Origin of the sequence: Pseudoalteromonas ulvae UL12, from assembly GCF_014925405.1 — a bacterium.
GTDB lineage: Bacteria > Pseudomonadota > Gammaproteobacteria > Enterobacterales > Alteromonadaceae > Pseudoalteromonas > Pseudoalteromonas ulvae.
On the sequence record NZ_AQHJ01000023.1, the window covers coordinates 136,679 to 148,752 of the forward strand.

Consider the following 12,074-nt stretch of genomic DNA (forward strand, 5'->3'; position numbering starts at 1 on the left):
CCTCAAAGCATCACGCTTTTCTAATTGTCAGTTTACTATGGGGGCACGTTTGCAATTCTCAAGCTAATAATTAGAATTGACTAATATCACCTTGCCTTGCGTTAACCCACTTTCAACCCTATTGTGTGCCTTTGCGACATCGCTAAAAGTAAACTGACTATCTATATGTAATTTTAATTGGCCTTCTTGGTACCAAAGAAATAATTGTGTTAGGTCTGCTGTATTGGATGATACTAACATGCCTTGGCAAGCGATATTCATGCTGTTTGCTAAATCTATGCATTCTTGCGCTGTGACCGTTGGCACAGTCACCACTTGACTGTCAGTTTTTAGGGCTGCGATACATTTTAGCCCTCGCGCGCCTCCTGCGACATCAAATAGTGCTTGTGCGTCATTAGCTTCTACAAATTGCTCATAACTCACCACATAAGAGGCGAGAGATCTAACAAATGTCTGGTCTGGGTTACTGACTATCGCTGTCACTTCAAACCCTAAGTTGCGTGCAATTTGCAAAGCTAAATGCCCTACCCCTCCCCCTGCAGCATTAATATAAATATGAGCACCAAGGTGGAGATCTTCCGTTAAAAGTCTCAACCCTTGCAAAGCTGTCAGACCAGATAAACAAAGACCTGACATTGACGAAAAATCTTGCACCGAACTGCCTGAAATAATTTCACTTCTGTCAGCTAAACGATAATCTTGATAACAGCCTGGGCTCAGTGGAAAACCCACCATCCCCATTACCACTTCACCGATAGAAAACTCGCTCACTGCAGCACCAACAGCAACGATCTGCCCACATACGTCGTATCCTAATCCAATCGGTAAATGCTCTTTATTTTGTGCGGCAGCAAATCCAATGCCTGCGCGAGTTTTAACATCAATGGGATTAATCGCTGCATTATGAATTTTAATAAGCACTTGATTGTCATTGGGTGCCATCACAGGTAAGTGAAACTGCTTAAGTTGGGTGGTATCACCAAATTGCTCTATAACCATGGCTTTATTTTGAGACGCTGCTTGTTCTGTCACTGTGTCGTTTCACTATTAATCGATAATGAGGATGGGTTAGATTATGCGTTGACTGAAAAATTTTGTCGATTGATATGATTATTTTCATTAAAAATCATCCACTCATTCGCTTTATGCTTTAAACTTAACCAGTAATCCTCTCACAGGGCTAGGACTGGTTTTATGATCAAACAATTAGCATTTAGTTTTTTTATTTTCATGGGTTGTATTCAAACTTGTGAAGCTAAAATCAAAACTATTTATACATGGCAAGATGCCAATGGTGTCATGCACTATTCACAAATGATGCCCAAAGGCATCGACTACACTACGATGGATATTCGTGAACCCGCGCCCCCTGTTATCGAAAAAGTCGAATCTGAAGACAAAAAGAGTTCCCCCTCCCTTCTAACTGATTTAGACAAGCAAACCTACGATAACTGTAAAAAATCTCAGGAAAACTTACGCGTTTTGGCCGAATTTGACGACGTTAAACTTATTGATGAGCAAGGCAACGAAACCTTATTAACTGAAGCAGATAAAGCCTTGCATCAACAGTTAGCTGAAAAGAAAGTCAAACTGTATTGTCAGACAACCCTATAAGTCATCAAACCTTGTCCAACAAAAAAGGCTAAGTAAGTTACTTAGCCTTTTTGTCTATTTAGGGATGTTTACTTGACTGTAATAACAAACTCACCGTCTTTTACGTCAATATGGAATTCACTGCCTGTTGTAAAATCACCCGCTAATAATGTTTGCGCTAAAGGATTTTCAATATACTGCTGAATAGCACGCTTGAGCGGCCTTGCCCCAAAAACTGGATCGAATCCTGCCGCAGCTAGTTGACTCATCGCTTCATCCGTTAACAATAATTGATAACCACGCCCCTGAAGACGCTGCTTTAACTTGGTGAGCTGAATGTCAGCAATATGTTTGATATCCTCTCCAGATAACGGATGGAAAACAACAGTGTCATCAATTCGATTAATAAACTCAGGTCTGAACTGCGTTGCAAGTACCTCCATTAACATCGCTTTTAAACGATCATAATCACTATTAATCGCGTGTTCTTGAATGACGTCAGAACCCAGATTCGAGGTCATAATAATGACTGTATTTTTAAAATCGACTGTCCGACCTTGGCCATCAGTCAATCGGCCATCATCTAACACTTGCAATAGGATGTTAAAGACATCTGGGTGCGCTTTTTCAACCTCATCGAGTAAAATAACGCTATAAGGCTTACGACGTACGGCCTCGGTTAAATACCCTCCTTCTTCATATCCTACATACCCAGGAGGAGCGCCTACTAAGCGCGCCACCGAATGTTTTTCCATAAACTCGGACATATCAATGCGCACCATCGCATCTTCGGTATCAAACAAAAATGTCGCCAGCGCTTTGGTTAACTCTGTTTTACCCACTCCAGTTGGACCTAAAAACAAAAATGAGCCTATGGGTCGATTAGGATCAGCCAGACCCGCTCGCGAGCGCCTAATTGCATTTGCAACAGCAGTGACAGCTTCATGCTGACCAATCACTTTGGTATGTAAGTTATCTTCCATTTGCAGCAACTTGCTTCGCTCGCCTTGCAGCATTTTAGTGACAGGGATCCCGGTCCAACGGGATAAAATTTCGGCAATTTCGTTTTCACCGACTTTATTTCTTAATAAGCGCATGTCTTGCATTTCGACTTGTGATGCTAAATCAAGCTTACGTTCAAGTTCTGGAATACGGCCATATTGTAATTCAGACATGCGCTGTAAATCACTCGCCCGACGTGCAACATCCAAATCTAAACGAGCTTGTTCAAGCTCAGTTTTAATTACTTGTGTGCCTTGTAATGAAGCTTTTTCTGCAGACCATACTTCATCTAATTCATTGTATTGTTTATCTAAAGTCAGAATTTGCTGCCTGATATCATGAAGCCTTTGCTGGCTTGCTTCATCTTTTTCTTTAGATAACGCGTTGTCTTCCAGTTTGAGTTGAATGATTTTACGCTCAAGTTTATCAAGCACTTCAGGTTTAGAATCAATTTGTAACCTTAAAGAAGATCCTGCTTCATCAATCAGGTCAATCGCTTTGTCAGGTAATTGACGATCGCTAATATACCGATGAGACAATGTGGCAGCGGCGACTATCGCAGGATCAGTGATTTCTACACTATGATGTAATTCATAGCGCTCTTTTAAGCCACGCAAAATTGCAATTGTGTCTTCAACATTTGGTTGCTCAACAAGCACTTTTTGAAAACGTCGTTCAAGCGCTGCATCTTTTTCAATATATTGACGATATTCATCCAACGTCGTCGCGCCGACACAATGAAGCTCGCCTCGGGACAAAGCAGGTTTGAGCATATTACCCGCATCCATTGCGCCATCGCTTTTACCCGCCCCAACTATGGTATGAATTTCGTCAATAAATAAAATGACCCGCCCTTCTTCTTTGGCTAATTCATTGAGCACGGCTTTGAGTCGCTCCTCGAATTCGCCTCGATATTTAGCACCCGCGACTAATGCCCCTAAATCAAGAGACAGCACGCGCTTATCTTTAAGGCCTTCAGGCACTTCACCATTAATGATCCGCTGTGCTAATCCTTCCGCAATTGCAGTTTTACCAACACCAGGCTCACCAATTAAGACCGGATTGTTTTTTGTGCGACGCTGTAAAACTTGAATAGTACGACGAATTTCATCATCTCGGCCTATCACAGGATCTAACTTACCTAACTCGGCTCTTTCAGTTAGATCAACAGTATATTTTTCAAGAGATTGCCGCGAGTCTTCCGCATTAGGATCATCAACTTTTTGCCCGCCACGAATGGCTTGAATGGCGGTTTCGACTTTAGAGGCATTTAAAGCAAACGATTTAAATATTTCACCCAGCGGACCTTTATCTTCACACGCAGCTAGAATGAATATCTCGCTTGAAATAAACTTGTCTTTGCGTTTTTGCGCATATTTATCACACAAATTAAGTAGGTTGGCCATGTTAGGAGATAACTGAACATCCCCACCAATGCCTTCCACTTTGAATAGCTTTTCGATTGCTTGTGACACTTTGCTATTCATTTCAGTGGTACTTACTCCCGCTTGAGCAAGTAAAGCACGCACACTCGAGCCTGTTTGCTGTAACAACGCATACATCAAGTGAACAGGTTCAATAAATTGGTGATCTCGACCGAGTGCTAACGATTGAGCATCTGACAAGGCCGCTTGGAATTTACTCGTGAGTCTATCTAAACGCATCGGGAATTACCTTCAAAACATTTCAACTATCTATGTAATGGGTGCAACCGTAAAAATGTTCAAGTCAATAAGATGTTTTATTTGATTTATATCACGATTTTGAAAGCCAAATGAGGTGGGCTAATCGGCCTGTTTCACCATCTCGACGATAAGAAAAAAACCGAGCTGGGTCGCTAAACGTACACAACTTATCAGAATAGATTTGTTCAACCTGCAAAGCGTTAAGTTGCACCGAAGCAATAGCAAAGATATCTGCCATAAACTTGCCATTCGTTTGTTTTTTAAAACACTTATCAAATTCATCACCGGAAAAAGAGCGAACAACATCTTCACCGACCTCAAATGCCAAAGGACCAATTGCAGGACCTAAGTAAGCAATCACATCTGCTGGATTTGAACTAAACAAAGATAAAGTGTTTTTAATGATCCCTTCTGCTAGACCACGCCAACCACCATGCACAATTGCGATTTGCGTTCCTTGTTTGTCGGCTAAAAATATGGGCAAACAATCTGCGGTCATAATTGCTAAAGGAACATCAAATAACCGAGTATAAAAGCCATCCGCTTGAGATGTGTGATAGGTTTGGTAGTTAGTCTCATCAATAATGATAATATCGGCACTGTGAGTTTGATCTAACCATTTTGGTGTGCGTGGCAGAGATTGGGTGAGTAACGTTCTATTTTTTTGCACATCGTGTTGATCATCACCAACATGAAGCCCAAGATTGAAACTATCAAATGGAGGCTTTGAGAAGCCTCCTTGGCGTGTGGTACTTAGCGCGTTGACCTGCTTGGCAGCAGGCCAATTCAAGTGCAATAAGTTAGAACTCATCGCTACCATGTAGTTGTGTGTCTTCGCGTAGCACCTCGGTTAAGTATTGCATATCTGCAGGTATCGGTGCATGCCATGTCATCACCTCTCCAGTAATCGGATGCTCAATGGTCAACATCACAGCATGGAGCGCTTGACGGCGAAATTTTTGCAAACAATCAAACAGCTCTGGTGTCGCCTTTTTAGGTGGGCGAGGACGGCCATTATAAGACTGATCACCGACTAACGGGTGAGTCAAATATGACATATGAACACGAATTTGGTGAGTACGGCCAGTTTCTAACCGTAAACGCAAGCGAGTATGGGCGCGAAATTTTTCAGCAACTCGAAAGTGCGTCACGGCTGGTTTGCCCGTTGGGATCACATCCATATGAGTACGCTTTGTGGCGTGGCGACCAATAGGTTTATCGATCATGCCACCGGCTGTCATTGTTCCTGTGCAAATTGCTTCGTATTCACGGGTAAAATTACGGCGCGCTTGTAAATTAGCAACCAATTTGGTTTGTGCTGGAATCGTTTTAGCAACCACCATCAGTCCGGTGGTGTCTTTATCAAGACGATGGACGATGCCCGCTCTTGGCACATTGGCTATCTCAGGGAAATGATGTAACAGTGCATTTAACACAGTCCCATCTGGATTACCTGCACCTGGGTGCACAACAAGGCCTTCAGGTTTGTTAATCACTAGAATATCATCATCTTCATAAACAATATCAAGTTCAATATTCTGTGCTTCGTATTCTCTTTGCACTTCAATAGTGGCACTGATCACCACTTGCTCTTCACCAAACAATTTCTCTTTGGGGATATTTTTAATTTCGCCGTTAATTTGTACCATATCATCTAAAATCCACGTTTTTATACGTGAACGAGAATATTCAGGGAACAATTCGGCCAGAATTTGGTCTAGACGTTTGCCACCAAGTTCTAGTGGAACTTCGGCAGATAAAGAAATTTGCTCAGACATTTAACATGTTTACCTAATTTACCAGTGCAAGCTAATGCTGACTGGGGTAGAATCGCTTAATTAGGTATAGTTTACTCGGTTTTACCGACTTGGCCTAGCTCAAGACAACGAAGGTAGTTAATTAATGATAAATATAAAAGGGAAACGTGTATTTGGCACCGCTTTAATCTTGCTAGTGCTCAGTGCATGTTCGTCAAAACCAGAACAAGAAGAAATTGAACGTATTCCTAATAAATCAGCACAAGCCTTATACGCTGATGCTAAACAAACCCTCGATTCGGGCCTATACATCAGAGCCATTGAACTGCTCAGTGCTATCGATTCTCGTTATCCATTTGGGCCTATGTCTAAACAAGTGCAAATGGATTTGGTGTATGCTAATTACCAATCTAATAACACTGATAACGCATTGGCTACAATCGACCGTTTTATTCGTCTTAATCCTAATCATAAAGATCTTGATTATATGTATTACATGCGTGGATTGACTAACATCAAAGCGGATGAAAACGCATTTCAAGAATATTTTGGTGTTGATAGAGCCGACCGCGATCCGATTAAAACCCGTGAAGCGTTTAAAGATTTAAGTACGCTCGTTAAGCAATATCCAGCGAGCCCTTATGCCGAAGAAGGTAAAAAGCGCATCGTTTGGTTACTCAATAAAATGGCCCGCTATGAAATCAAAGTAGCGACCTACTACTTCGAGCGTCAAGCCTATTTAGCGGCAGCCAATCGTGGTAAGTACGTAGTTGAAAACTACTCGCAAAGTAGCTATGTCAAAGAAGCGCTAGAAATCATGATTAAAAGTTATGACAAGCTAGGCTTAACAGATTTGAGTAGCCATTCAAAACAAATATTGCAGACTAATGCACAATAAAAAAGGCGCGAAAGCGCCTTTTTTATTTCAATAAAGTGCTAAATCGCTGCTTCATCTTCTTCGCCAGTTCTGATCCGAACAACACGCTCAATATCAGTAACAAAAATTTTGCCATCACCAATTTTACCTGTTTGCGCCGTTTTAAGAATCACATCAATAGCACGATCGACATCTTCATCAGCAAGGACGATATCAAGCTTAACTTTTGGCAGAAAATCAACCATGTATTCAGCACCGCGATATAACTCAGTATGACCTTTTTGGCGTCCAAATCCTTTGACTTCACATACTGTCATGCCAGTAATGTCAATTTCAGACAATGCTTCGCGCACATCATCAAGTTTAAAAGGTTTAATAATGGCTTCAATTTTTTTCATTTTTTATGCCTGTTAAATAGCAAAAGTGAGTTGATTTTAGACAATCGCGTCCGCTGTCGCAAACACTGATTCATTAACATCATCAATTAAAAGTAAAAAATCAGTAAAAAGGCCGATAAAATAAGGCTTAGCAGCACGAAAAATAAGCGTTATACTAAGATAAAAAGGAGACTCATTATGCAGTTAAAAAATAGAGGTTTTACTCTTTTAGAGCTTATGGTCGGGATTGCGATCATGGGTATAATTGGTAGCATTGCAATGATGAATTTCGGCACAATGCTAGAAGGTGATCGCGCGCAAAACTTCGTCACAGAGTTTACTAAAAACCTGAAGTTTGCCCGAGCCAAAGCGTCATCTGTTGACGAAATCGTTATTGTCTGCCCGCTTAATAGCAGTAATACTTGTGATACTGACTGGATAAGCAATCAAGTTGTAGTGTTTGTCGACAATAATAATGATGGGAAAAGAGATGCATCAGAACAAATCCTCCGTACCATGGATAAATTACACAGTACTGATAAGTTTCTGCATACATCGGGATCCGGTGCAATTAGTTATAACGGACAAGGGCGTATAGCCGGCGCGCATACATTTGTGTACTGCCCCAATGGAAAAGCCGATAATAACGCAGTGTTCGAAATAACCGCATCAGGAAAAACTTGGAATGCGGGTCGTAGCTCAGCCGCTTGCACATCCTAAAAAATGAACTAAATTGAAATAATAAGGAACTTTACGAGACTTCAAGGATGAAGAGTACTCAAGCAGCATTTACCTTAATAGAATTAATGGTATCAATGCTTATTTTATCAATTTTACTAATGATAACCACCCCCTCATTCGGTAACTTGCTAGCGCAAAATCGCCAATCGAATCATATCAGTTTAATCAAAACGACATTAGCTACCGCACGTGGCACAGCAATCAGTCATGATACATCGGTGACCATTTGCCCTTTAGATGGGCCTCAATGCACAAACAATTGGCACGAGGAAATCTATGTCTTCATAGATGCTAATCACAATAAGTTTTTTGATAGTGATGATTTTATAATCGGCATGATTGAATCCATACCTAAGAGTGACTCTCTCACTTATCCAAGAAATGCCATTACATATCGAGCCGATGCAAGTATTGCAGGATTCCAATCAGGCAGTTTTGTTTATTGTATTAAGGATAAACCAGAGATATTAGGTAAGCGAATAACGGTTAGCCAAGCAGGCCGATATCGTACTCGTGATACAGATTGTCAGGGTAAATAACCAAATTACATTGGAATCTACCCTGACAGTTTAAGCTACCAGCAAGGGCCTGAACCAGTGTAACCTTTTGCCCCAGTTTGAGTAATAGTAAACGTTTTGCATTCGTCATCTTTTAATGCAATACCACTGGCTGCTGTAGCCGTTACTGTAAACTCTGTATCACTTGATGCTGTTGCAACTGAAATTGTATATAAACCCGTTTCAGATGTTGATGCGACACCCAAATTACTTAATGTTGCTGTATATTGATGATTATCGACATAAAATTGCTCTTGCTTATTAGCAATATCTAATAAGGCTGTTTTAGCCTCAGTTCGCGCCCCTCTTTTGACATAATCACTGTAATTAGGGATCGCAATTGCGAGTAAAATCCCCACAATAACAACCGAAATCATGACTTCTATCAGGGTAAAACCACGTTGTTTCATACATCCACCTTAAAAATTAGATTCACGATATTGATAGTTTCTGTGAGTTTTAAATCCAGCAAACTCTCCAACCAAATTAGGCACACACCCTTCACCATCACAGTCAGGCACTAAGTTTGAGGCAATTGACTTTGCCTTAATGACCCCAGAACCATCTTCACCACTGCCTACTCCAATTAATAAAAACTCACTGTTTTGATGGGTATCTTTATCAAAGATTAATTGTGGTGCAGCTGGCACACGGTTACCCACATCAAATTTTAAGTTATTATAAATTTTTGCCCCATAATGAAGGTGAAATGCATACAAGGAACCATCACCAGTATTAATACTACATTGATTTACAATCGGGTCGCTGCTTTGAGTAAACTTATAAGAAGTAAAATAAGCCACGCCACCAATTACTTTGGGTTCAGATAACGACTTCTCCCCTGCAAGCATCGGATAACGCCAACCAACAAAACTTTGCGCATATTTAGTCTCTAAGGCTCTAAAGTCATCAAGTTGTTTGTTATCAAACGAGTCCGTTTTTATGTCCATCAATTGATCAACGGTGATCAAAGGCACAGACTTGCTCGCAAGATTTTCAGTGAGCACATTTTCATCACGGATCATGAAAAGTTGATCGTTGATAGTGGAATCTTTAGGCGATGTACGGTTGCCACTTCCCAACAAAATTGCTTCGTATGGCGTTTGTTTCCTTGAATATTGTACAGATATATCTCCGTTATTGTTCGTTTCTGTTTTTGTTAGTTCACTAAAAAAAGTACGAGCTACTTCAGGTTGGTAAAAAAACATACGATTATTAGCGCCTGACCCACCTAGGCTTGCTAGTTTAACTGCACTCCAACTTTCGCTTTCGGGTAAGTCATAACGCCAGACAAAACCTCCTGTATCGCCTGCATAAAGGCGATCCGTATAACCATCATAATCGGAATCTAATACTGCGATATTTGAAGGAATACTGTGATCACCAGAATCAAAATGATGTAAGTATTTACTTGTAAAGGCTTCGACAATATATACACCTTTGCCTAAGTTATCACTTGCTGTTGGATTACTATCTTTATTAGGATCATAACCACCGCCCAAGATTAATACCGGAGTATCTTTACCGTATTTTTTGATAAACGTGACTTTAGGTTGGGACCAACTCTGCCCTAAATCTGCAAAATCACCTTCTCCACCTTTGATGGTCCATTTTAAAGACGGCGAACTAGGGTCTGTAATATCAAAGCCATAATAGTTTCGTCCGCCTCTGCGCATACCAAAGAATGCCCATGCTTTATCGCCTGCATCTGCTTCGACAATGCCATTATCATTCTTATCATCTATGTACACGGTTGGTGTTAAGTCCATGCCGTACACTTTGCCTTCTTTTAAATCTGCTGAAAACTGATTATTCCTAACCGCAGGTAAAATTGGGTATAAATCGCTGGGTATAAATGCCCACTCTTCTTTAATATCGTCTTGACCACCCAAGTCATTAAACATGTGGATAAAGCCTGCATTCGTACCAACAAGAATATGAATATCATTATTTTTACCATAGTTAATTGCAACAGGCTTTGAATGTAATGGATCGCCCATAATCGCAGGACGAAGATCGGTGGTACTATTATCACCATCTTCATCATCGACATCCAAACCAGCACTCCAATCAATTAATTCTTTTAATGCTGAAGCGCTGTAACCATTCACTTTAATACTGGCATTACTCGATGAAAATGTAGGCAGACTATATCCATTGGCATTTTCACCCACATCAGTAAACACATTACGAGAGGTCATGGCGCTTAACCTCGCAGATGCACCGCCTTGCCCAACTACATTACCGTCAGGAGATGAGTCCTTTAGCCAAAAAGTAGATGCACTCTTTTTAATATTGCCTTCATCATCAATCGCATTGACTCCGCTTTTATCAGTCAGTGAATTTCCTTGTATCTTTAGTTTTTTGAGATTTCCTTGCCATCTTGGTCCTAATTCAGGATAAAACATCGCAAAATAAACAGAATCTAACGTTTGGGTTCGATCACTTTGACTACTCGCAACTGATGGAGATGTAAATCCATCATTTACTTGCCTTATCTGTGAGATCGCACTATTTAATTGTTTGGTGAGTTCAGCTGCAGTATTAGCATGATAAGACTTTCCAGATCCTCCAGACTTAGCGGTCTCAGCCAGCAACTCTTTACCTGGTTCAGTCATGCCCGACCCAAACCCAATCGTAAACGTTCTAGCGATATCTTTTGCTGGCGTAGATGTATAAAGATCATCATTTACCATATATTCAGCCAATGCATGCAAATAACTAGATGACTCAGCTGTTGGGTTAAAACCAAATTTGTTTTTGTACAACCCCTTAATGGATCCATTTGAATCACTATCTTTCGTAGGGTCACCATCAGTCATAATAAGTAAGTTGACACTATTGTCACACCTTAAGATTTGTGAACCATCAGCATCGTACTTAACCTCAAAGGGCGATGAATAACTAGAGCCATCATCAATCGATTTATCTCGTCCATCGACTCCACTCGCCCATATCAAACTTTTGCCTGACAAATATCGATATGCTTCATAAGTGGTTTCAGACAAAGGTGTCCAGTCTGTCGCGGTTATTTGCCAAATTTTACTTTTCACGACCGAATGTTCAGTACCAACACCCGCAAGAATATGCCCACCTTGATTATTGTTAAAACGCATTAAACCAAACTCAACATCAGGGTTTGTATCAATTAGGTCACTCATTGCTTTTTTTGCTACCACTAACCGAGTGCAGTCAACTTTAGACCACTGATACTTTCCTCTATATGAGTTCCACACCCAGTCATAACAATCACTATCAGATGAGATTTTTGTCCCCATACTTCCTGATGAGTCAAACATAATTAAGACTCTGGCTTGCTCTGTCGTCTCGACATTGTGGTTAACATACAGCTCAATATCTTCAGCCATTGAAGAGCCTGTAACCATTACCGCCAAAGCAATAGACATGCTTTGCCAATGAACTTTAAACTTATTCATTTCCCATTCCTTTACTTCTTAATCTATTTACACGCGCAATCGTTTTTT

At 40.7% G+C, this 12,074-nt stretch carries 11 protein-coding genes; 4 read left to right on the forward strand and 7 right to left on the reverse strand.

Going from position 1 to position 12,074, the window contains the following annotated elements; all coding sequences use genetic code 11:
- Positions 1–63: 63 nt before the first annotated feature.
- Positions 64–1,032, reverse strand: coding sequence for an NADP-dependent oxidoreductase (locus PULV_RS04145; protein ID WP_193330987.1), 969 nt, complete (start codon positions 1,030–1,032; stop codon positions 64–66).
- A gap of 162 nt (positions 1,033–1,194) precedes the next feature.
- On the opposite strand from PULV_RS04145, the gene PULV_RS04150 reads away from it, so the two are divergent.
- Positions 1,195–1,614, forward strand: coding sequence for a DUF4124 domain-containing protein (locus PULV_RS04150; RefSeq protein ID WP_193330988.1), 420 nt, complete (start codon positions 1,195–1,197; stop codon positions 1,612–1,614).
- A gap of 68 nt (positions 1,615–1,682) precedes the next feature.
- On the opposite strand, the gene clpB is transcribed toward PULV_RS04150, so the two are convergent.
- The 3 genes from clpB to rluD all read right to left on the reverse strand — a co-directional run bounded on the left by clpB (position 1,683) and on the right by rluD (position 6,058).
- Positions 1,683–4,259 (reverse strand): ATP-dependent chaperone ClpB, encoded by a 2,577-nt coding sequence (gene clpB, locus PULV_RS04155; RefSeq protein ID WP_193330989.1) that lies wholly within the window; start codon positions 4,257–4,259, stop codon positions 1,683–1,685.
- A gap of 91 nt (positions 4,260–4,350) precedes the next feature.
- A complete protein-coding gene (gene pgeF / locus PULV_RS04160) occupies positions 4,351–5,091 on the reverse strand; it encodes a peptidoglycan editing factor PgeF (protein WP_193330990.1) in 741 nt (246 codons plus the stop codon).
- Entirely contained in the window at positions 5,081–6,058 is a 978-nt protein-coding gene (gene rluD, locus PULV_RS04165; protein ID WP_086742811.1) for a 23S rRNA pseudouridine(1911/1915/1917) synthase RluD, read from the reverse strand. The genes pgeF and rluD overlap by 11 nt, the downstream gene beginning before the upstream one ends.
- A 124-nt stretch (positions 6,059–6,182) precedes the next feature.
- Between rluD and PULV_RS04170 the strand changes: the two genes are divergently transcribed.
- The gene (locus PULV_RS04170) at positions 6,183–6,935 is read left to right on the forward strand and encodes an outer membrane protein assembly factor BamD (RefSeq protein ID WP_086742810.1); all 753 of its coding nucleotides are present in this window, start codon (positions 6,183–6,185) and stop codon (positions 6,933–6,935) included.
- Positions 6,936–6,973: 38 nt separating this feature from the next.
- Here PULV_RS04170 and glnB read toward each other — a convergent pair whose 3' ends face one another.
- Complete coding sequence (glnB, locus tag PULV_RS04175) at positions 6,974–7,312, reverse strand: nitrogen regulatory protein P-II (protein ID WP_086742809.1); 339 nt, start codon at positions 7,310–7,312, stop codon at positions 6,974–6,976.
- Between the two features lie 177 nt (positions 7,313–7,489).
- On the opposite strand from glnB, the gene PULV_RS04180 reads away from it, so the two are divergent.
- A complete protein-coding gene (locus PULV_RS04180; RefSeq protein ID WP_193330991.1) occupies positions 7,490–8,011 on the forward strand; it encodes a GspH/FimT family pseudopilin in 522 nt (173 codons plus the stop codon).
- A gap of 47 nt (positions 8,012–8,058) precedes the next feature.
- The gene (locus PULV_RS04185) at positions 8,059–8,571 is read left to right on the forward strand and encodes a GspH/FimT family pseudopilin (protein WP_193330992.1); all 513 of its coding nucleotides are present in this window, start codon (positions 8,059–8,061) and stop codon (positions 8,569–8,571) included.
- Positions 8,572–8,606: 35 nt separating this feature from the next.
- On the opposite strand, the gene PULV_RS04190 is transcribed toward PULV_RS04185, so the two are convergent.
- Entirely contained in the window at positions 8,607–8,999 is a 393-nt protein-coding gene (locus PULV_RS04190) for a type IV pilin protein (RefSeq protein WP_086742806.1), read from the reverse strand.
- Positions 9,000–9,008: 9 nt separating this feature from the next.
- Positions 9,009–12,026 carry a pilus assembly protein gene (locus PULV_RS04195; RefSeq protein WP_193330993.1) on the reverse strand — a complete coding sequence of 1,006 codons (3,018 nt, stop codon included), beginning with the start codon at positions 12,024–12,026 and terminating at the stop codon, positions 9,009–9,011.
- Between the last annotated feature and the right edge of the window lie 48 nt (positions 12,027–12,074).

Excerpts from the sequence above, each read along its gene's own strand:
- PULV_RS04180 (WP_193330991.1), top strand. The coding sequence starts at position 7,490 with ATGCAGTTAAAAAATAGAGGTTTTACTCTTTTAGAGCTTATGGTCGGG.
- PULV_RS04170 (WP_086742810.1), top strand. The coding sequence starts at position 6,183 with ATGATAAATATAAAAGGGAAACGTGTATTTGGCACCGCTTTAATCTTG.
- glnB (WP_086742809.1), bottom strand. The coding sequence starts at position 7,312 with ATGAAAAAAATTGAAGCCATTATTAAACCTTTTAAACTTGATGATGTG.
- PULV_RS04185 (WP_193330992.1), top strand. The coding sequence starts at position 8,059 with ATGAAGAGTACTCAAGCAGCATTTACCTTAATAGAATTAATGGTATCA.
- clpB (WP_193330989.1), bottom strand. The coding sequence starts at position 4,259 with ATGCGTTTAGATAGACTCACGAGTAAATTCCAAGCGGCCTTGTCAGAT.
- PULV_RS04195 (WP_193330993.1), bottom strand. The coding sequence starts at position 12,026 with ATGAATAAGTTTAAAGTTCATTGGCAAAGCATGTCTATTGCTTTGGCG.
- pgeF (WP_193330990.1), bottom strand. The coding sequence starts at position 5,091 with ATGAGTTCTAACTTATTGCACTTGAATTGGCCTGCTGCCAAGCAGGTC.
- PULV_RS04190 (WP_086742806.1), bottom strand. The coding sequence starts at position 8,999 with ATGAAACAACGTGGTTTTACCCTGATAGAAGTCATGATTTCGGTTGTT.
- rluD (WP_086742811.1), bottom strand. The coding sequence starts at position 6,058 with ATGTCTGAGCAAATTTCTTTATCTGCCGAAGTTCCACTAGAACTTGGT.
- PULV_RS04150 (WP_193330988.1), top strand. The coding sequence starts at position 1,195 with ATGATCAAACAATTAGCATTTAGTTTTTTTATTTTCATGGGTTGTATT.